At 64.1% G+C, this 18572-nt stretch carries 20 protein-coding genes; 14 read left to right on the top strand and 6 right to left on the bottom strand.

Going from position 1 to position 18572, the window contains the following annotated elements; translation table 11 throughout:
• The first annotated feature begins 4 nt into the window (after positions 1-4).
• The 7 genes from KY495_RS21990 to KY495_RS21960 are packed head-to-tail and all read left to right on the top strand — an operon-like array spanning position 5 to position 6277.
• The gene (locus KY495_RS21990; RefSeq protein WP_307728219.1) at positions 5-841 is read left to right on the top strand and encodes an agglutinin biogenesis protein MshI; all 837 of its coding nucleotides are present in this window, start codon (positions 5-7) and stop codon (positions 839-841) included.
• Positions 838-1473: a PilN domain-containing protein gene (locus KY495_RS21985; protein WP_219881407.1), complete on the top strand. Its 636-nt coding sequence runs from the start codon at positions 838-840 to the stop codon at positions 1471-1473. Before KY495_RS21990 ends, KY495_RS21985 begins: the two co-directional genes overlap by 4 nt.
• The gene (locus KY495_RS21980) at positions 1470-2150 is read left to right on the top strand and encodes a hypothetical protein (protein ID WP_219881406.1); all 681 of its coding nucleotides are present in this window, start codon (positions 1470-1472) and stop codon (positions 2148-2150) included. Before KY495_RS21985 ends, KY495_RS21980 begins: the two co-directional genes overlap by 4 nt.
• Positions 2135-2524, top strand: a complete 390-nt coding sequence (locus KY495_RS21975) for an MSHA biogenesis protein MshK (protein WP_229518412.1) — start codon at positions 2135-2137, stop codon at positions 2522-2524. Before KY495_RS21980 ends, KY495_RS21975 begins: the two co-directional genes overlap by 16 nt.
• Before the next feature lie 11 nt (positions 2525-2535).
• The gene (gene mshL / locus KY495_RS21970) at positions 2536-4311 is read left to right on the top strand and encodes a pilus (MSHA type) biogenesis protein MshL (RefSeq protein WP_219881405.1); all 1776 of its coding nucleotides are present in this window, start codon (positions 2536-2538) and stop codon (positions 4309-4311) included.
• Positions 4312-4313: 2 nt separating this feature from the next.
• Entirely contained in the window at positions 4314-5204 is an 891-nt protein-coding gene (locus tag KY495_RS21965) for an ExeA family protein (RefSeq protein WP_219881404.1), read from the top strand.
• A complete protein-coding gene (locus tag KY495_RS21960) occupies positions 5201-6277 on the top strand; it encodes a lipopolysaccharide assembly protein LapB (RefSeq protein WP_219881403.1) in 1077 nt (358 codons plus the stop codon). The genes KY495_RS21965 and KY495_RS21960 overlap by 4 nt, the downstream gene beginning before the upstream one ends.
• A gap of 15 nt (positions 6278-6292) precedes the next feature.
• Here KY495_RS21960 and KY495_RS21955 read toward each other — a convergent pair whose 3' ends face one another.
• Genes KY495_RS21955 through KY495_RS21945 form a run of 3 tightly spaced genes read right to left on the bottom strand, consistent with a single transcriptional unit; the run spans position 6293 to position 9009 of the window.
• A complete protein-coding gene (locus KY495_RS21955; protein WP_219881402.1) occupies positions 6293-7363 on the bottom strand; it encodes an HD-GYP domain-containing protein in 1071 nt (356 codons plus the stop codon).
• Positions 7364-7368: 5 nt separating this feature from the next.
• A complete protein-coding gene (locus KY495_RS21950) occupies positions 7369-8526 on the bottom strand; it encodes a pyridoxal phosphate-dependent aminotransferase (protein WP_219881401.1) in 1158 nt (385 codons plus the stop codon).
• A 36-nt stretch (positions 8527-8562) separates the two neighbouring features.
• Positions 8563-9009: a putative toxin-antitoxin system toxin component, PIN family gene (locus KY495_RS21945; protein ID WP_219881400.1), complete on the bottom strand. Its 447-nt coding sequence runs from the start codon at positions 9007-9009 to the stop codon at positions 8563-8565.
• A 30-nt stretch (positions 9010-9039) separates the two neighbouring features.
• Here KY495_RS21945 and yaaA point away from each other — a divergent pair, with 30 nt between their 5' ends.
• A complete protein-coding gene (gene yaaA, locus KY495_RS21940) occupies positions 9040-9822 on the top strand; it encodes a peroxide stress protein YaaA (RefSeq protein ID WP_219881399.1) in 783 nt (260 codons plus the stop codon).
• A 28-nt stretch (positions 9823-9850) separates the two neighbouring features.
• Here the strand turns inward: yaaA and KY495_RS21935 are convergent, their stop codons facing one another.
• Complete coding sequence (locus tag KY495_RS21935; RefSeq protein WP_219881398.1) at positions 9851-10660, bottom strand: outer membrane protein assembly factor BamD; 810 nt, start codon at positions 10658-10660, stop codon at positions 9851-9853.
• Between the two features lie 63 nt (positions 10661-10723).
• Here KY495_RS21935 and KY495_RS21930 point away from each other — a divergent pair, with 63 nt between their 5' ends.
• Together KY495_RS21930 and pgeF are read left to right on the top strand one after the other, a co-directional pair.
• The gene (locus tag KY495_RS21930; RefSeq protein WP_219881397.1) at positions 10724-11761 is read left to right on the top strand and encodes an RluA family pseudouridine synthase; all 1038 of its coding nucleotides are present in this window, start codon (positions 10724-10726) and stop codon (positions 11759-11761) included.
• Positions 11761-12546 carry a peptidoglycan editing factor PgeF gene (gene pgeF / locus KY495_RS21925; protein ID WP_219881396.1) on the top strand — a complete coding sequence of 262 codons (786 nt, stop codon included), beginning with the start codon at positions 11761-11763 and terminating at the stop codon, positions 12544-12546. Before KY495_RS21930 ends, pgeF begins: the two co-directional genes overlap by 1 nt.
• 32 nt (positions 12547-12578) lie before the next feature.
• Here the strand turns inward: pgeF and KY495_RS21920 are convergent, their stop codons facing one another.
• Positions 12579-12830: a hypothetical protein gene (locus KY495_RS21920; RefSeq protein ID WP_219881395.1), complete on the bottom strand. Its 252-nt coding sequence runs from the start codon at positions 12828-12830 to the stop codon at positions 12579-12581.
• A gap of 52 nt (positions 12831-12882) precedes the next feature.
• Here KY495_RS21920 and phaC point away from each other — a divergent pair, with 52 nt between their 5' ends.
• The 4 genes from phaC to KY495_RS21900 all read left to right on the top strand — a co-directional run bounded on the left by phaC (position 12883) and on the right by KY495_RS21900 (position 18031).
• A complete protein-coding gene (gene phaC / locus KY495_RS21915) occupies positions 12883-14598 on the top strand; it encodes a class I poly(R)-hydroxyalkanoic acid synthase (RefSeq protein ID WP_229518411.1) in 1716 nt (571 codons plus the stop codon).
• 215 nt (positions 14599-14813) lie between these two features.
• Positions 14814-15359 carry a polyhydroxyalkanoate synthesis repressor PhaR gene (phaR, locus tag KY495_RS21910; protein ID WP_219881394.1) on the top strand — a complete coding sequence of 182 codons (546 nt, stop codon included), beginning with the start codon at positions 14814-14816 and terminating at the stop codon, positions 15357-15359.
• Between the two features lie 122 nt (positions 15360-15481).
• Positions 15482-16861: a 30S ribosomal protein S12 methylthiotransferase RimO gene (rimO, locus tag KY495_RS21905; RefSeq protein ID WP_219881393.1), complete on the top strand. Its 1380-nt coding sequence runs from the start codon at positions 15482-15484 to the stop codon at positions 16859-16861.
• A 3-nt stretch (positions 16862-16864) separates the two neighbouring features.
• Positions 16865-18031, top strand: coding sequence for a cystathionine beta-lyase (locus KY495_RS21900; protein WP_219881392.1), 1167 nt, complete (start codon positions 16865-16867; stop codon positions 18029-18031).
• Here KY495_RS21900 and trxC read toward each other — a convergent pair.
• A complete protein-coding gene (gene trxC, locus KY495_RS21895; RefSeq protein WP_219881391.1) occupies positions 18028-18468 on the bottom strand; it encodes a thioredoxin TrxC in 441 nt (146 codons plus the stop codon). The genes KY495_RS21900 and trxC overlap by 4 nt on opposite strands.
• Between the last annotated feature and the right edge of the window lie 104 nt (positions 18469-18572).

Here is an 18572-nt window from a genome sequence, read left to right as displayed (position 1 = left end):
GCCCGTGGTTGAATTCGCCGCCTTTTATGCATGCCGGCAGCCGGCCCCCCCCGAAGTGCTCGACAAGCTTGCGCGCGACATGCACGCCGGCCAGTACCGCGTCTCGACCCTGCTGGGCGGGCGCGATTACCAGATGCTGTCGGTGGAGTCACCCAATGTCCCGCCCGAAGAACTCAAGGCCGCCGTGCGCTGGCGCCTCAAGGACCTGCTGGACTTTCATGTCGACGATGCCACGGTCGATGTGCTCGATATCCCGGTCGACAAGAACGCGGCCGTGCGCGTGAACCAGATGTTTGCCATCGCCGCGCGCAACACGGTGGTGGAGGCGCGCCAGAACCTGTTTGCCACGGCCAAGGTGGAGCTGTCGGTGATCGACATTCCCGAGGCGGCGCAGCGCAATATCGCCGTTTTGCTGGAGCCGGAAGGGCGCGGCCTGGCCATGCTGTACTTTAATTCGGAAGGCGGTTTGCTGACCGTGAGCTTCAATGGCGAACTGTATCTGTCGCGCCGGGTCGAGGTCACGCTCGAACAGCTGCAGGAAACCGACCCTGACCGGCGCAACAGCTATTTCGATCGCATCACGCTGGAGCTGCAACGCTCGCTCGACCACTTTGACCGCCAGTTCCACTTTGTGACCGTGGTCAAGCTGCTGCTGGCGCCTTTGCCCGGATCGGCGCTGATCGATTACCTGTCCTCGAACCTGTACATGCCGGTCGATTCGCTCGACCTGGCTACCGTATTTGACCTGACCAAGGTGCCGGAACTGGCCAGCGTGGAGCAGCAGCACCGTCATTTCCTCACGCTGGGGGCCGCCCTGCGCCACGAGGAGGTGGTGCTGTGAGCCAGCAGATCAATCTTTTCAACCCCATCTTCCGCAAGCAGAAGAAATACTTCTCCAGCGTGACGATGCTGCAGGCCATGGGCATCATTTGCGTGGGCTGTGCCCTGCTGGTGGTGGACGCGGTGCGCCGCACCAGTTCCCTGTCGGCGCAGGCCGCGGCCACCGAATCGACGCTGGCGGTCAAGCAGGCCAGGCTGGCCGAAGTGAAGGTGCAGTTTGCGCCACGCCAGCGCAGCGCCACGCTGGGCGCGGAAATCGCGGAAGCACAGGAGACCCTCACCATGCTGCAAAACGCCAGCGCCACGATCAAGCGCGGCGGCTTCGGCGACACTACCGGCTTTTCGCCATACTTCCGCGCGCTGGCGCGCCAGAGCGTGGACGGTGTGTGGCTGACCGAGGTCGATATCGCCGGCGGTGGCGAGCGTCTTGGCGTGCAGGGCAACACCGTGCAGGCAGCCCTGGTGCCCCAATACATTGCGCGCCTGGCCCAGGAGCCGGTCATGAAGGGCAAGGCCTTTGGCAAGTTCGATATCAGCACCCCGGTTGCAGCCGGGGCCAGTGCGCGGTACCTGACATTCAGCCTGCAGTCCGGCGCTGATGCAGCCGGCGCCGGCGCGGGAGCGGCGCGATGAGAAAATACTGGCTCACCATCAGCACCCGCATTGACGCTCTCAGTCTGCGCGAACGCGTCATGCTGTTTGCAATGGCGGCCGGCCTCGTGATTTTTGCGGTGTTCTTCTTTTTCCTGAACCCGCACTATGCCAGGCAAAAGCTGATGCTGCAAACCATGACGCAGCAGCAGGAAGTCATTGCCGGCATCGAGGCCGAGATCACCCAAACAATGGTCGCCCATACCACCGACCCGGATGCGGCAGAACGCGCGCGCCTGGCACGCCTGCAGGCAGATGCCATGGCCCTGACAGAATCGCTGATGACGATGCAAAGGGGGATGGTGCCGGCCGAACGCATGACGGGCGTGTTGGAACAGATCCTGCGCAACCAGCGCAACCTGCGCCTGACGTCCATGCGCACGCTGCCTGCGGTGGAAGCGGCGCCGGCGGTAGCCACGGCAGTCACGGCTGGCGCGGCGCCGGCCAAGGCACCGGCGCAGATGCTGCACCGCCATGGTGTGGAGGTGGTGGTGCAGGGCAGCTACGCCGACATGGTGGCCTACATGGCAGCGCTGGAAGCGATGCAGGGGCAGCTGTTCTGGGGCAGCGCCAATCTGCAGGTGGAATCCTATCCCACGGCCACGCTCAAACTGGTGGTGTACACGGTCAACCTGGACAAGAAATGGCTCAAGCTATGAAGCACGCCTGTCTGCTCGCCGCGGCGGCATGGCAACTGGCCACGCTGGCACCGGCCCATGCCCAAAGCGCGCCGGTGAGCGATCCGACGCGCCCGCCGGCGGCGCTGATTGCCCCGGTGCGTACGCCGGACGGCGCCATTTCCGTTCCCGTGGAGCGCGCGGAGCCGCGCCTGCAGTCGGTGCTGGTTTCGCTCAGTCCGGGCGGACGCCGCGTTGCCGTCATTGATGGCAAGATGGTGCGCCAGGGCCAGCGCTTTGGCGACGCCGTGGTGGTATCGATCGGCGCGCGTGAAGTGGTGCTGCGGCGCGGTGCCAGGACCCAGATACTCAAGCTATACAGGCCGGCCCCGAAGGTCGCCCAGGTACAACCATGAAGACAACACGTATGCAAAAACCTATACTGATCGCCTGTGTCCTCGCATCGCTGGCCGCTTGTGACACGGCGCCGCGCAAGAACACGACGTTCGATGCCATCAACGCCGAACTGCGCACCAGCGGCGCCCAGGCGCGCCAGCCGGCACGCCCGCCGGACGCGGTGGCCGACGCCCTGCTGCCGCCCGTCGCGGCGATGAGCAACCGCCTGCCGCGCGCCCGCGCCGCGCTGGAAGAGCGCTTCAATGTCGCCTTCAATAACGTGCCGGCGGCGCAGTTTTACAATTCGCTGGTGGAGGGCACGCGCTACAACATGCTGGTGCATCCTGACGTGTCCGGGTCCATCTCGGCCAACCTCAAGGACGTGACCATGCTCGAAGCACTGGACGCGGTACGCGAGATGTACGGGTACGACTACAAGGTGGAAGGCACGCGCATCTCGATCAAGCCGCTGACCATGCAGACGCGCGTGTTCCAGGTGAACTACCTGATCGGCAACCGCAAGGGCAATTCCAGCCTGAAGGTGACCTCGACATCGGTCAGCGCCGGCGGCAACCAGGGTGGCGGCAACGGCCAGCAAAACCAGAACAACCAGAACAACCAGAACAATCAGAACAATAATAACGGTGGCGCCAGCAGCCAGGAAGAAAGCAGCTCGGTAACCACCACCTCCAGCAGCGAATTCTGGACTGAACTCAAGGGCGCGCTGGAAGCCATCCTGGGCAGCAAGGAGGGCGGGCGTGCGGTGGTCATCAGCCCGCAGTCCGGCGTGGTGGTGGTGCGTGGCATGCCCGAAGAACTGCGCAATATCGCCGACTATCTCAAGGCCAGCCAGCTGTCGGTCAACCGCCAGGTGATCCTGGAAGCCAAGATCCTCGAAGTGGAACTCAACGACAGCTTCCAGACCGGGATCAACTGGGCCGCCTTCTCCACTTTCCGCGACGGCAGCCGCCGCATTTCGGGCGGCTTCCTGCAACCTGGCACCGGCTTGCGGCCCTTGCCCGGTGACCTGAGTACGCCAGGGACCATCGCCTCGACCGGCGCGGCGGCCATCAGCGCCATTACCGGGCGCGCCATTGCCGCGGCCGACGCAGCCAGCGGCTCGCTGTTTGGCCTGGCTTTTCAGACCAATAATTTCGCCACCCTGATTTCCTTCCTGGAGTCGCAGGGAACGGTGCATGTGCTGTCAAGCCCGCGCATCGCCACCATGAACAACCAGAAGGCGGTGCTCAAGATCGGCACCGATGAATTCTATGTCACCGGCGTGACCCAGACCACCAACACCAATCTCACGGGCGCGGCCACGACCACGCCGAGCGTCACGCTGCAGCCATTCTTTTCCGGGGTGGTGCTGGACGTGACTCCGCAGATCGATGACCGCGGCAACATCCTGCTGCACGTGCATCCATCGGTAAGCCAGGTCTCCACTGTCACCAAGGGCATCAATCTGGGATCGGCCGGTTCGCTGTCGCTGCCCCTGGCCGCTTCCTCGACCTCCGAAATGGACAGCATGGTGCGCGGCCAGGACGGGCGCGTGGTGGCCATTGGCGGCCTGATGCGCCAGTCGTCCATCAACGACCAGTCGCAGCTGCCCGGCGCCGGTGACGTGCCGGTGCTCGGTGCGCTCTTCAAGAACAAGGCGCGGGTGAACCAGAAGCGCGAGCTGGTGGTGCTGATCAAGCCGACTATTGTCGATGCCAATTCAAGCACCGCCTTTGGCCAGGACATGCTCGACACCAGCAACCGCATGCAGCAGCTCGATCCGCGCGCCGCCGGGGAGCGCAGGTAAGCATGTACACGGCCCATTTCGGCTTGCGCGAGGCACCGTTCGGCATTACGCCGGACACCAGTTTTTACTTTACCAGCCCGCATTCGCAGGAAGCGCTCAATACCTTGCTCATCGCCGCCCAGAACGGCGAAGGCTTCATCAAGATCACCGGTGAAGTGGGCACTGGCAAGACACTCCTGTGCCGCAAGTTCATGGCCACGCTGGGCAAGGAATTCGTCACTGCCTACATTCCCAATCCGTTCCTGGAGCCGCGCACGCTGATGCTGGCCCTGGCCGACGAACTGGAAATTGCGCTGGGCGGCGATGTGGACCAGCATCAGCTGCTCAAGTCGATCTACAACCGCCTGCTGGAACTGGCCGCCGACGGCAAGCGCGTTATCCTGTGCCTGGACGAAGCGCAGGCCATCCCCATTGAAAGCCTGGAAGCGCTGCGCCTGTTGACCAACCTGGAAACGGAAAAGCGCAAGCTGCTCCAGATCGTGCTGTTCGGCCAGCCGGAACTGAACCGCAAACTGGAAGACAATGCGATTCGCCAGCTGGCCCAGCGGATCACCTTCCACTACCATCTGGGGCCGCTCACGCGCGACGACATGGAGTACTACCTGGGCCACCGCCTGCGCGTGGCAGGGTTTGCAGGCGCGCGCATGTTTACGCGCGAAGCGATCAATAAACTGTTCAAGGCCAGCGGCGGCATTCCGCGCCTGGTCAACATCCTGGCGCACAAGTCGCTCATGGCCAGCTATGGCGTGGGCAGCCAGCAGGTCACGGCCGAACACGTGGCACTGGCGGCCAGGGATACCCTGGCCACGCGCCGCAGATTTCCCACATGGGCGCTTGCCGCCATCCCGGCGCTGCTGGCCGCCGCCGGACTTACCTGGGCCTTTATCAAATGAGCTTGATTAACAAGATGCTGCAGGACCTCGATGCGCGCGGGTCCAGGGACGGCGCCGAACTTCCACCGGATATTCGCGCAGCTGCCGTATCGGAGCGGCGCCTGCCGCGCAGGCAGGTCATCATTGCGGCCAGTGTCCTGACCATTGGCGCGGCCGTCGCTGCAGTCATCTGGCTCAAGCGCCCGGCCCCGGCTTCCACCGTGGGCGTTGCGGCGCCCGTGGCGGTGGCCCCCGCAACCCCGGTCCCGCAGGCCCCGCCGACCGCCCCGGTGGGCGTGGTATTGCCGCAACCGGTGGTGCAGGCCGCCGCCCCCGAAGCTGATGACACTCCCGCGTTCGCGGCACCGGCGCCGGCGCCAGCTGCGCCCAGGCCGGTAGTAGCTTCCCCGGCCCGTCAGGCGGCACCGATTGCCGCAGCATCAGCAACGCCGGCTCGCGCCAGCGCACCGCGCGATGTGGCCGCGCCGGCCGCCCCGGCGCCGGTGCTGGCCGGGCGCGAAGTGACGGTGCCGCAGCGCGCGGAAAACGCCTACCGCCAGGCCCTCGCATCGCTGGAAGAGGGCAAGGTCAGCACTGCTTACGTGGCGCTGGAACAGGCCCTCAAGCTCAATCCCCGCCACGATGCAGCGCGCCAGAGCCTGGTGGCACTGCTGATCGAAGACGGGCGCAATGACGAAGCGATGCGCCAGCTGGAACAGGGGCTGGCGGCCGATGCTGCCCAGCCGGCCCTGGCCATGCTGCTGGCGCGCATGCAGATTGAACGCGGCATGTCGGGCGTGGCCACCCTGCAGCGTACGCTGCCCTCTGCCACCGGCAATGCGGACTACCACGCCTTCCTGGGCGGCGTGCTGCAGCGCGAACAGCGCCACCGCGAGGCGATCGACCAGTACGCGGCGGCCCTGCGCATCACGCCAGGCCACGGGGTGTGGCTGATGGGGATGGGGATTTCGCTGCAGGCGGAAAACCGGCCGCGCGAGGCGGTGGAGGCATTCTCGCGCGCCAAGGCTTCCGGCATGCTTACGCCGGCGCTCGATGCCTTCGTCGAGCGCAAGCTGCAGCAGCTCTCGTCCTAGCCCTGGCCCTGGCCATCACACGCTGGCCAGCTCGCCCCACACCTGCTTCATTGAAAAGCGCAGGCCCGCGCCGTCTTCCGGCAGCGCCTCTGCCACCGCGCAGCCCTGGTCGCTGGTGAGGCGGATGCGCTCGAGCGGGCCCTGGGCGTCACGCAGTATGTGCACGCGCAGCACCTCGCCATCGACCCGGGACGTCACCACGCCGCATTCGCCATTGTGCAGGCGTACCAGGGTGCCGGGCGGGAAGGGGCCGATCACCGCGCAAAAGCGCGCCACCATGGCCGGGTCCACGGGTAGTTGGGCCAGGCGCTGCAGCGCTTCCGGCGGCAGCAGCGACTTGCGGTAATTGCGCGCCGAGACAAAGGCACAATAGCGGTCGGCCAGGGCGATCAGCCTGGCATTGTGGCTGATGTCGGCGCCCAGTTTTCCATGCGGGTAGCCGCTGCCGTCATCGTTTTCATGATGCAGCAGCACCAGGTCCAGCCAGGCTTCGTCGTCCACGCCGGCCCAGCGCAGCTTGTCCACGCTCTGTGCAGGATGGCGCTGCAGCAGCGCGCGCTCGGCGCTGCTCAATGCATCGTCGCGGTCCTGGAACAGACCTGCTTCGCGCACCATGGACACGTTCATCGTCATGGCCGCTGCGGCGATCACCAGCACTTCGTCCGCCGTCTTGTCCATGCTGCGCGCCACCAGGCAGGCGATGATGGCCGCTTCGGTACAGTGGCGCACCGGGTACGCGCCGGCAATCTGGTTGAGGAAGATCGCCGCCAGCGCCACGTCCGGCGCGCGCGCCACACCTTCGGCCAGTTCGCCGGCCAGTGCCCGCAGCGCCCCGTGCCCCTGCTCGCGCAAGTCCATCAGCATGCGATCGAGGCGAAGATTGACCTGGTTCAGCTGCAGCAGCACGGATGTGGCCGGACCGGCGTCGGCGTACAGGCCGGCCCCAATCCAGCCATCGAGCTGGCCCGGTGCGAGCACTTCGCCCTTGCGCACCAGCGGATGGGCCGCCGCCGGCGCGCTGTAGACGTCCCAGGCCAGCGGCTGGCCAGCAGGGATGTCCGATGGCGTGAGGCGGCGCATTGCCATGGGCCCTACAGGGCGGCCAGCCGTTCGAGCGCCAGGCGCAGCGTGGCGTCCTGCTTGGCAAAGCAGAAGCGCACGATGCCCGATTCGGTCGCTGTGCTGTAGAAGGCAGAGAGCGGGATGGCCGCCACCTTCACTTCGGCGGTGAGCCACTCGGCGAACGGCGCTTCCGGCAGGCTGGAGATGGCGCTGTAGCTGACGCACTGGAAGTAGGTGCCGTCGGCCGGCAGCAGCGTGAAGCGCGAGCCGGCCAGGCCCTCGCGGAACAGGTCGCGCTTGCGCTGGTAAAAGGCCGGCAGCTCGCGCCAGGGCGCGGGATTGGCCATGTAGCCCGCAATCCCGTGCTGCATTGGCGTATTGACCGTGAAGACGTTGTATTGATGGACCTTGCGGAACTCCGCCATCAGGGGTGCCGGGGCGGCGACATAGCCCACCTTCCAGCCGGTGACGTGGTAGGTCTTGCCGAAACTGGAGACCACGAAGCTGCGCTCGGCCAGATCCGGGTAGCGGCAGGCCGATTCGTGCTGCTGGCCGTCGAACACCATGTGTTCGTACACCTCGTCGGACAGGATCAGCAGGCCGGTGCCGCGCACGATCTCCTGCAGCGCCGCGATGTCGGCCGCGCGCAGGATCGAGCCGGTGGGATTGTGCGGCGAATTGATGATGATCAGGCGCGTGCGGGCGGTGATGGCAGCGGCAAGGGTGTCCCACGGAATGCAGTAGCCGCCAGGACCTGCAGTCATGGCCACCGGTACCGGCACGCCCCCGGCCAGTGCGATGGCCGGCAGGTAGCAGTCATAGGCCGGTTCAATGACGATCACTTCGTCGCCCGCATGAACGCAGCACAGGATGGCAGTGGTGATGGCCTGGCTGGCCCCGGCGGTGATGGTGATCTCGCGGTCGCTGTCGTAACGGGCGCCGTAGATCGCCTCGATCTTGGCGGCGATGGCCTGGCGCAGTGCCGGCACGCCGGTCATCATCGGATACTGGTTGTGCCCTTCGCGCATGGCATCGGCCACCAGCGCCGGCAGTGCCGGGTCGCAGGCAAAATCGGGAAATCCCTGGCCCAGGTTGACGGCCCCGTGCTCGGCCGCCAGCGTCGACATGCGGGTAAATACAGTAGTGCCGACGGCGGGCAGTTTGGTGGTCAGGGCGGGTGTGGTCATGGACGGCTTCGTGAGTGCGCAAGCGTGCATTTTAGCTCAGCTATCTGCCCTGAGCTTGAGCCAGGCTTCCGGCACCATGATCCGAAACATGCCGGCCTGGGCGGTCTTGCGCGCGAGCTTGAGCAGGGCCTTGTCCTTGGTGATTAGAATGTCGGCCGCCGCATCGCGCGCCACTTCCAGGAACTTCTGGTCGTCCTTGTCGGTGCACACGGGCAGGCGCACCAGGCTCGGTGCGGGCTGCACCACCTTGATCAGGGCGTCGAAGCGGGCTGCGGAAACCAGGCGGCTGTGTTCGTCCAGCGGCAGGTGCTGGTAGTGCAGCACGATCAGGTATTCATCGCGGCAGTCGGCGCGCGTCACCGCTTCAATGGCGCCGCTTTCCAGTGCGGCCAACAGGTCCGCCCAGCGCGGATCCTTGAAGACGAACAGGTCGAGGCAGACATTGGTGTCAAGCACGATGCGTTTAGCTGGAGCAGGTATCATGTCGGTCTTCTTTGGTTCACGAATGCTGTTATGTTGATTGTATTGTCGCCTGCAAAGACGCTCGATTTTGATTCCCCGCCCACGACTAAACTCACCAGCGAACCCCGGTTTCTTGCCCAGTCAGCCAAGCTGATCGATGTGCTGCGCCGGTTTTCGCCGGGCGAAGTCGGCGAGCTGATGCACATTTCGGACGCACTGGCCCACCTCAACGTCGGGCGCTATGCCAGCTGGAGCACCGGCCTGGAGGACACGCGCCAGGCCATCATGGCCTTCAATGGCGATGTGTATGCCGGCTTGGACGCGCGTTCGCTCAAGCCGGCCCAGCTCGCTTTTGCGCAGCAGCACCTGCGTATCCTCTCCGGCCTGTATGGCGTGCTGCGCCCGTTTGACCTGATCCATCCGCACCGGCTGGAAATGGGCACCCGCCTGGCCAACCCGGCCGGCAAGGACCTGTATGCGTTCTGGGACGACCGCGTGACCGAGGCCCTCAACGATGACATCCGGGACAGCGGGGCCACGGTGCTGCTCAACCTCGCATCCGAAGAATATTTCAAGTCCGTGCGGCCCCACAAGCTGGCCGTGCCGGTCATCACCCCGGTGTTTGAAGAATGGAAAAACGGCCAGTACAAGATCATTTCCTTCTTTGCCAAGCGCGCCCGCGGCATGATGGCGCGCTACGCGGCCGAGAAGAAAATCACGGACCCCGCCAAACTCAAACGCTTCAAGGTCGACGGCTACGCCTACGACAAGAAAGCGTCCACCGACAGCCACTGGGTGTTCCGGCGCCGGCAGGAGGCAATAGGGCGCGCATGAAAAAACCGGGCGCGCGACCCGGTTTTATTTACTTGTCCGACCTGGACCAGAACTTCCACCAGGATTCGTTGTTGCCGCCAGCCCGCGTGAACTTGCTGTTGGGGTAGTTGGCATTGAAGACGCGCACCGTGTCGTTGCGCAATTCCGTCATGCCCATCTTGTCGTAGTTGCGAATCATGAGGTACAGCGCTTCCTCGCGTGCCGGCGCATCCGGGTAGTCGCTCACGGCATTCATGGCGCGGTTGAGCGAGGCCAGGTAGGCACCCCGGCGGTAATAATAGTTGGCCACATGGACTTCGTACTTGGCCATGGCCGTGGTCAGGTAGCGCATGCGCTCGATGGCGTCGGGCGCGTACTTGCTGTTTGGATAGCGGTCTACCAGCACCTTGAAGGCAGCGAACGATTCGCGCGTGGCTTTCGGGTCGCGTTCGGTCGGGTCCTGCTTGTAGAGCTGGCTGATCAGGCCGATCTGATCGTTAAAGCTGATCAGGCCGCGCAGGTAATACATATAGTCGACCTGCGGGTGGGTCGGATGTTCGCGGATGAAGCGGTCAGCGGCAGCGAGGGCCTGGGCCTGGTCGCCGCTCTTGTAATGGGCGTACGCAATTTCCATCTGCGCCTGATTGGCGTAGTTGCCGAACGGGTAGTTCGTTTCCAGCCGTTCCCACAGCTTGATGGCAGCCTCGTAGTGGCCGCCCGCCATTTCCTCGCGCGCCTCAGCGTATAATTTCGTTACTGGGACATTTTTGCTCTCGTCGGTTTTTTCCGGCAACCAGCTGCACGCCGACAACGCGAGCACAACGCATGTAGCAACAACAGAAGATAATTTTTTTTGCATAACTTTTTGCAAGAGAGTTAACCGAGATTCAACGAAAGGCTGATTATAGCCGATGGGACTGCTGTGACATTAACTCCAACGCCGAATCCGGCGGATTTACCGATTGATCCTGACTTCGACGACGATATCGACGCCGAGTTCCCCGCCCTGGACGAGGGCATCGACCTCTCGCCCATCACGCTTGAGCTGACGCCCGCGGCCTGCGGCCAGCGCCTGGACAAGGTCGTCGCCGGTCTCGTGCCCCAGTTTTCGCGCAGCCGCCTGCAGCTATGGTTTGACGCCGGTTTTGTGACGGTCGACGGCAAACCGGCGCGCGGCAAGGATACCGCGTACGGCGATGAAACGGTCGTCATCGAGCCGCAAAGTGCGCCGGAAGACGCGGCCTACACGCCGGAAGCCATGGCGCTTGACATCGTTTTTGAAGATGAACACTTAATCGTCGTGAACAAACCGGCCGGCCTCGTGGTCCATCCAGGCGCCGGCAACTGGTCCGGCACGCTGCTCAACGGCCTGCTGCACCATTGTCCGCAACTGGCGGGGGTGCCGCGCGCCGGTATCGTGCACCGCCTGGACAAGGATACCAGCGGCCTGATGGTCATTGGCAAAACGCTGGCGGCCCAGACTGACCTGGTACGCCAGCTGCAGGCGCGCACCGTCAAGCGCGAGTACTTTGCCCTGGTCTGGGGCACGCCCCAGCTGTCGGGCACGATCGATGCCTCGATGGGCCGCCATCCGCGCGAGCGCGTCAAAATGGCCGTGTCCACCAACTTTTCGGCCAAGCCGGCCATCACCCATTACCAGCGCATTGGCACTGGCCTGCTGGACCGCCGTCCCGTCACGCTGGTGCAGTGCCAGCTCGAAACGGGCCGCACCCACCAGATCCGGGTCCACATGCAACACCTCGGTTACGCGCTGGTGGGCGACGCCGTGTACGGCAAGCAGCACCTCACACCCGTGTTCGGGCGCCAGGCCCTGCAGGCGCGCCGCCTTGGACTGGTGCATCCGGCCAGCGGCGAGCCATGCGAATGGATCGTCCCCCTGGCCGACGATTTTGCCGAACTGATCGCCCGGGCCGGCATTGCCGAACCCGAACAAGTCTGATGGCCGCCTTCGATCCCGTGATCCCGCATTGGCCGGACGCCCCGCCGACAATCGGGGCCCTGGCCACGACGAGAACGGGGGGCTTCAGCCTGGCGCCGTACGATGACGGGCAGGGCGGTGGCGGACTCAACCTGGGGCTGCACTGCGGCGATGATGCCGACACGGTGCGACGCAACCGCGCACTGCTGGCGCAGCATGTGCCGGGCACGCCGGCCTGGGTGTCGCAGGTGCATGGGATTGCGGTGGCCGATGCGGCCAGCGTGCAGCCTGGTGCGGCGGTGCAGGTGGCTGACGCGAGCGTGACCTCTCGGCCCGGGGTGGTGTGTGCGGTCATGACCGCGGACTGCCTGCCGGTATTGTTCGCGGACAGGGACGGCAAGGTGGTGGGCGCCGCCCACGCGGGATGGCGCGGCCTGGCCGGCGGCGTGCTGGGCCAGACCATCCAGGCCATGCGCGCGGCCGGGGCCGGCGACATCACGGCCTGGCTGGGGCCGGCAATCGGACCGGACCAGTTTGAAGTCGGCACCGATGTGCTCGACAGCTTCGTCGGTGGGGCACCGGCCGGCGAACGGGCGGCAGTTCACGCCGCCTTCGCCCCATACCCTGGGCGCGAAGGCAAGTTCCTGGCCGATATCTATGCCCTGGCACGCCTGTTCCTGGCGCGCGACGGCGTGACCAGCGTGGCAGGCGGGGAATATTGCACGGCCACGGAGGCAACGCGCTTTTTCTCTTACCGCCGCGACCATGTCACGGGGCGGCAAGCCAGTTTGATCTGGATCAAGTGATAACTAGCGCGGGCACCGATAATACCGCGCTGCTAGTCGCCATCCCCACCGGCGTCCCCGTCGCCGGACGCGCTGTCCTGGGCGCTGTCGGCGTCATGGCGGGCTTGCTGGGCGGCGAGGCGCTCGCGCTTTGCCTGCCGCCGTCTTCCACCCGTCAGGTAAAATAATATTGACAAGGGAACCACGCAGTAAAAGAAGAACGTAAAGAAACCGGCAAGAAATGTCGGTTGCGTAGCCGCCATCAGGCCCACGACGTAAATCCATGCCACTGCAACTAGCAACATACCAATCCTCTACATTGTTTAAAAGGCTGAATCAATGGACGCAGATACGAACATGTCGGACCCACAAGCCCTGGCCGCCGCCTGGATGCACCAATTTACCGACCCTGCCGCCTGGCAGGCGTTTTTCAAGCCCGCCATCGATACCAGTGCCATGGCGCCCATCATGGGCGAGGCCGGCACCCGGATCAAACCCGACATCCTCGACAAGCTGCGCAACGATTACCTGGTCAAGGCCGCCGCCCTGTGGCAGGATTTTCTGTCCGCCAAGACCCCGGAACTGAAGGACCGGCGCTTTGCCTCGCCTGAGTGGCAGTCCAATCCGGTTGCCGCTTTCAGTGCAGCATCATACCTGCTAAATGCCGAGTTTCTGACCACCATGGCCGACGCGGTGGAAGCGCCGGCGCGCGAGCATCAAAAAATCCGCTTTGCCGTGCAGCAGATGGTCGACGCCATGTCACCTGCCAACTTTTTGGCCACCAACCCCGAAGCGCAGCAGGCACTGATCGAGACCAAGGGCGAGTCACTGTCCAAGGGCCTGGCCAATATGCTGGGCGACATGCAGAAGGGTCGCATCTCCCTGTCCGATGAATCGGCGTTTGAAGTGGGCCGCAATGTGGCCACTACGGCCGGGCAAGTCGTGTTCGAGAACGAGCTGTTTCAGCTGATCCAGTACAAGCCGCTGGCGCCTGCCGTGCACCAGGTGCCCCTGCTGATGGTGCCGCCTTGCATCAACAAGTTTTACATCCTCGACCTGCAGCCGGAAAATTCCCTGGTGCGCTACGCGCTGGAACAGGGCAATAATGTCTTTCTCGTTTCCTGGCGCAACCCGGACCACACCCTGGGCAACACCACTTGGGACGATTATGTGGAGCAGGGCGCCATCAAGGCCATCGAGGTCACGCGCGCCATTGCCGGCAATGCCAGGGTCAATGCCTTCGGCTTTTGCGTGGGCGGCACCATTGTCGGCACGGCGCTGTCCGTATTGGCCGCGCGCGGTGACCAGGCCGCTGCCAGTGTCACATTGCTGACGACGCTGCTGGACTTTGAAAGCACGGGTGTGCTCGACGTGTTCATTGACGAGCAGCAGGTGGCGCACCGCGAGCAGCAGCTGGCCAAGGGCGGCCTGATGCCCGGGCGCGACCTGGCCACCACGTTTTCTTCGCTGCGGCCCAACGACCTGGTGTGGAATTATGTGCAGTCCAATTACCTCAAGGGCAAGGAACCGCCGCCGTTCGACCTGCTCTACTGGAATTCGGACAGCACCAACTTGCCTGGGCCAATGTTTTGCTGGTACCTGCGGAATATGTACCTTGAAAACAACCTCAAGAAGGCGGGCAAGCTGACCGTTGCCGGCGAGAAGGTGGACCTGGGCAGCATTGACGCACCCGTGTTTGTGTACGGCTCGCGCGAAGACCATATCGTGCCGTGGACGGCGGCGTATGCATCCATGAGCTTGCTCAATCCGGGCAAGCCGCGCGCCAACCGCTTCGTGCTGGGCGCCTCTGGCCATATTGCCGGCGTCATCAACCCGGCTTCCAAGAACAAGCGCAGCTACTGGACCAATGACGCCAAACACAAGGGCGTGGCCGCCGCCAGCGACTGGATGCAGGGCGCCACCGAGCATGCGGGCAGCTGGTGGCCCGAGTGGTCGCAATTTCTGGCCGATCACGGCGGCAAGGATGTCAAGGCTCCTGCCAAGCTCGGCAACGCGAAGTTCAAGCCGATCGAGCCCGCTCCGGGACGCTATGTGAAGGTGCGTGCGGACTGAGCTGGAAGGGACTGTGATCGCCAGGGTAACGTTGTTGCCTTGGCGTCACAAATTAGTTGCGCTGCAATATTTGGTGCACGGACCGCCGCAAAGTGGTATTTTCTGGATCATCCATCCTATAATGCAAAATGCAGGCTGGTCAGGAGCGGATCGACATCCGCTTTTTTTTTGAAAATATAATAAATGCGCTGCGGCGCAATAAGTGGGACCATGTTATGAGCAGTGCAAAAAAGAGCAGCGAACGCTTGATCAAGAAGTATCCGAACCGCCGTCTGTATGACACCCAGACCAGTTCCTATATCACGCTCACCGACGTCAAGCAGCTGGTACTCGATGCCGACGAATTCACGGTCGTGGACGCCAAGTCGAACGAGGATTTGACGCGCAGTATCCTGCTGCAGATCATCCTGGAAGAGGAAGCCAATGGCGCGCCCATGTTTTCCAGCGGCGTGCTGGCCCAGATCATCCGTTATTACGGCCACGCCATGCAGGGCATGATGGGTTCCTATCTGGAAAAGAACGTGCAGGCGTTCACCGATATCCAGAACAAGTTCACCAGCGGCGCCGCCATCGAAGGCAAGCCCTTCAGCCCGGAAATGTGGACCCAGTTCATGAATGTCCAGGCGCCCATGATGCAGGGCATGATGAACAACTATATTGATCAGAGCAAGAACCTGTTCGTGCAGATGCAGGAACAAATGCAAAACCAGAGCAAGACCATCTTTGGTGCATTTCCCTTCCCGCCTGTAGACAAGAAGTAAATGACTCCCCCCGGACGGGGCTGCAGCGTGCCTGCTTCCCCGTCCTGTGGCATCTGTTGCCACCAATTACCACCTCCGACGCGGTACAATAGCGGATTCCGCCCTAGATTTGTGCCCCCATCATGACCGAACTCCGCCGTATCCCCATCAATGCCGCCGCTCCCAAGGTAGGCTTCGTTTCGCTAGGCTGCCCCAAGGCGCTGGTCGATTCCGAACAGATCCTGACCCAGCTGCGCGCCGAAGGCTACGACACGGCCAAGTCGTATGAAGGGGCTGACCTGGTGATCGTCAACACGTGCGGCTTCATTGACGCCGCGGTGCAGGAGTCGCTCGACGCCATCGGCGAGGCCCTGGCCGAAAACGGCCGCGTGATCGTGACCGGTTGCCTGGGCGCCAAGAAGGATGCGCAGGGCGACGACATCATCATGAAGGTGCATCCCAAGGTGCTGGCCGTGACCGGTCCGCACGCGCTGGGCGAGGTCATGGACTCGGTCCACCTGCACCTGCCCAAGCCGCACGAACCCTTCATTGACCTGGTGCCGGCGCAGGGCGTCAAGCTCACGCCCAAGCACTATGCCTATCTCAAGATCTCTGAAGGCTGCAATCACCGCTGCAGCTTCTGCATCATCCCGTCCATGCGCGGCGACCTGGTATCGCGCCCGATCGCAGACCTGATGCTGGAAGCGGAAAACCTGTTCAAGTCCGGCGTCAAGGAGCTGCTCGTCATTTCGCAGGACACCAGCGCCTACGGCGTGGACGTCAAGTTCCGCTCCGGTTTCTGGAACGGGCGCCCGGTCAAGACCCACATGACGCAACTGGTCGAGGCCCTGGGCCAGCTGGCAGCGCAGTACGGCGCGTGGGTGCGCCTGCACTATGTGTATCCATACCCGCACGTGGACCAGGTGATCCCGATGATGAGCGGCGGCCATGTCCTGCCTTACCTCGACATCCCCATGCAGCACGCCCATCCCGATGTCCTCAAGCGCATGAAGCGCCCGGCCAGTGGCGAGAAAAACCTGGACCGCATCCAGGCCTGGCGCGCCATGAACCCGGACCTGACGATCCGCTCGACCTTCATCGCCGGCTTCCCGGGCGAGACCGAAGCCGAGTTCGAATACCTGCTGGACTTCCTCAAGGAAGCGCAGATCGACCGCCTGGGATGCTTTGCCTATTCGCCCGTCGAAGGGGCCACCGCCAACCTGCTTGACAACCCGGTGCCGGAAGAAGTGCGCGAAGAGCGGCGCGCGCGCGTGATGATGCTGCAGGAAGAAATCTCGGCAAAGCGCCTGCAGGCCAAGGTCGGTCAGAGCATGCGCGTGCTGGTGGACGAAGTGGGCGCGCGTGAAGCCATTGGCCGTTCGTGGGCCGATGCGCCCGAGATCGACGGCGTGGTCCACATCAAGCGCTCGCTGGTGCCGGGCAAGAAGCTGGCGGTGGGCGAATTCGCAGAAGTGAAGATCACCGCCTCCGACGCCCACGACCTGTGGGCCACGGTCGTCTGAGTCATGAAGCCATCGCCGCAAACTAACCTCATTCACGGCGACTACACGCCGCCGGCGGGGTTTGCGGCCTTTCCGGTGCCGATCCATCATGCCTCCACGGTGCTGTTCGAGAGCGTGGCGGCCATGCGCTCGGGCGACTGGAAGGACAAGAGCGGCTACACCTACGGCCTGCACGGCACGCCCACCACCTTTACCCTGGAAGCGAAACTGGCCGCGCTTGAAGACGGCCGTTTCTGTCTGCTCGCACCCAGCGGCCTGGCTGCCATTGCCATGGTTAATTTCGCTTTCCTGAAAAGCGGCGACGACGTGCTCTTGCCGGAGAACGTCTACGCGCCCAACCGTGAACTGGGCCGCTGGCTGAGCAGCGACTTCGGCATCAGCGCGCGCTACTACGACCCCATGATCGGGGCCGGCATCGGGGCCCTGATCCAGCCCAACACGCGCCTGATCTGGACCGAGGCGCCCGGCTCGGTGTCGATGGAAGTGCCGGACCTGCCGGCCATCTGCCAGGCCGCCAGGGAACAAGGCGTGCTGGTGGCGCTGGATAACACCTGGTCGGCGGGCCTGGCCCTGCGCGGATTTGCGCATGGCGTCGATATCATCATGCAGGCCCTGACCAAGTACCAGTCCGGCGGCTCGGACGTGCTGATGGGCGCCGTCATCACGCGCGAGCAGTCCCTCAATGAGCGCCTGGCCATGGCCCACATGCGCCTGGGGATGGGCGTGGGGGCTGACGATGCCTACCTGGTGCTGCGCGGCCTGTCGAGCATGAAGCTGCGCTTCGCCGCCCATGATGCGGCGGCCCGCAGGATCGCCCTGTGGCTCAAGGCGCGCCCGGAAGTGGCGCGCGTGCTGCACCCGGCGCTGCCCGATTGTCCGGGCCACGAGACCTGGAAGCGTGACTTTCATGGCGCCGGCGGCCTGTTCTCGGTGATTTTCGACGCTCGCTACAGCGAGCAGCAGACCGATGCCTTTGTCGACAGTCTGGCGCTGTTTGGCATCGGCTACAGCTGGGGCGGTGCGCACAGCCTGGCCATGCCGTACCGGATCGGCACCATGCGGCGCGGCTGGGAAGGCGCCGGCACGCTGGTGCGTTTCAATATCGGCCTGGAAGAGCCGGACGACCTGATCGCCGACATCGAACAGGCGCTGGCGGTGCTGGCCCCTTAGGGTCGCACATTCCCCTCGGCCCAGGCCACGATGCTGCCCGCATCCATGGCGCCTGGCTGGCGCGCCACTTCGCGCCCGCCCTGGAACAGTGCCAGCGTCGGGATGCTGCGGATGTTGTAGCGCGCGGCGATATCCTGCACGTTTTCCGTATCGACCTTCAGGAGCCGCATGCGCGGTTCGAGCCGCTGCGCCGCCTGGGCAAAGGCCGGCGCCATCATCTTGCAAGGCCCGCACCACACGGCCCAGAAATCGACCAGCACGGGAATGTCATTGCGTTCGATATGCTTGGAAAAGCGCGCGCTGGTCACGTCGATGGGTTTGGACATGAACAGCTCGCGCGTGCACTTGCCGCACACCGGCTGGTCGGCGAGGCGCGCAGGTGCCAGCCGGTTCACGGCGTCGCAATGGGGGCACACAATATGGACAGGGTCGGACATCCGGGTCTCCGCGTAGGTGGTCACGTAAGGTGGAACAACAGCGATATTGTAAGACCGTGGCGGCGTCTGGTGTGTTCCGGTAGCGCGCCTGTCGCTGCTACACT

The sequence above is a fragment of the Massilia sp. PAMC28688 genome, from assembly GCF_019443445.1.
Lineage (GTDB): Bacteria > Pseudomonadota > Gammaproteobacteria > Burkholderiales > Burkholderiaceae_D > Telluria_A.
The sequence above is the reverse complement of the archived record's forward strand: the minus strand, read 5'-3'. Positions and strand labels throughout refer to the sequence as shown.

Bases quoted from the DNA above. Each gene is read 5' to 3' on its own strand.
- KY495_RS21980 (WP_219881406.1), top strand. From the start codon at position 1,470: ATGAGAAAATACTGGCTCACCATCAGCACCCGCATTGACGCTCTCAGT.
- KY495_RS21975 (WP_229518412.1), top strand. From the start codon at position 2,135: ATGGCTCAAGCTATGAAGCACGCCTGTCTGCTCGCCGCGGCGGCATGG.
- mshL (WP_219881405.1), top strand. From the start codon at position 2,536: ATGCAAAAACCTATACTGATCGCCTGTGTCCTCGCATCGCTGGCCGCT.
- KY495_RS21965 (WP_219881404.1), top strand. From the start codon at position 4,314: ATGTACACGGCCCATTTCGGCTTGCGCGAGGCACCGTTCGGCATTACG.
- KY495_RS21960 (WP_219881403.1), top strand. From the start codon at position 5,201: ATGAGCTTGATTAACAAGATGCTGCAGGACCTCGATGCGCGCGGGTCC.
- KY495_RS21955 (WP_219881402.1), bottom strand. From the start codon at position 7,363: ATGGCAATGCGCCGCCTCACGCCATCGGACATCCCTGCTGGCCAGCCG.
- KY495_RS21950 (WP_219881401.1), bottom strand. From the start codon at position 8,526: ATGACCACACCCGCCCTGACCACCAAACTGCCCGCCGTCGGCACTACT.
- KY495_RS21945 (WP_219881400.1), bottom strand. From the start codon at position 9,009: ATGATACCTGCTCCAGCTAAACGCATCGTGCTTGACACCAATGTCTGC.
- yaaA (WP_219881399.1), top strand. From the start codon at position 9,040: ATGTTGATTGTATTGTCGCCTGCAAAGACGCTCGATTTTGATTCCCCG.
- KY495_RS21935 (WP_219881398.1), bottom strand. From the start codon at position 10,660: ATGCAAAAAAAATTATCTTCTGTTGTTGCTACATGCGTTGTGCTCGCG.
- pgeF (WP_219881396.1), top strand. From the start codon at position 11,761: ATGGCCGCCTTCGATCCCGTGATCCCGCATTGGCCGGACGCCCCGCCG.
- KY495_RS21920 (WP_219881395.1), bottom strand. From the start codon at position 12,830: ATGTTGCTAGTTGCAGTGGCATGGATTTACGTCGTGGGCCTGATGGCG.
- phaC (WP_229518411.1), top strand. From the start codon at position 12,883: ATGTCGGACCCACAAGCCCTGGCCGCCGCCTGGATGCACCAATTTACC.
- phaR (WP_219881394.1), top strand. From the start codon at position 14,814: ATGAGCAGTGCAAAAAAGAGCAGCGAACGCTTGATCAAGAAGTATCCG.
- rimO (WP_219881393.1), top strand. From the start codon at position 15,482: ATGACCGAACTCCGCCGTATCCCCATCAATGCCGCCGCTCCCAAGGTA.
- KY495_RS21900 (WP_219881392.1), top strand. From the start codon at position 16,865: ATGAAGCCATCGCCGCAAACTAACCTCATTCACGGCGACTACACGCCG.
- trxC (WP_219881391.1), bottom strand. From the start codon at position 18,468: ATGTCCGACCCTGTCCATATTGTGTGCCCCCATTGCGACGCCGTGAAC.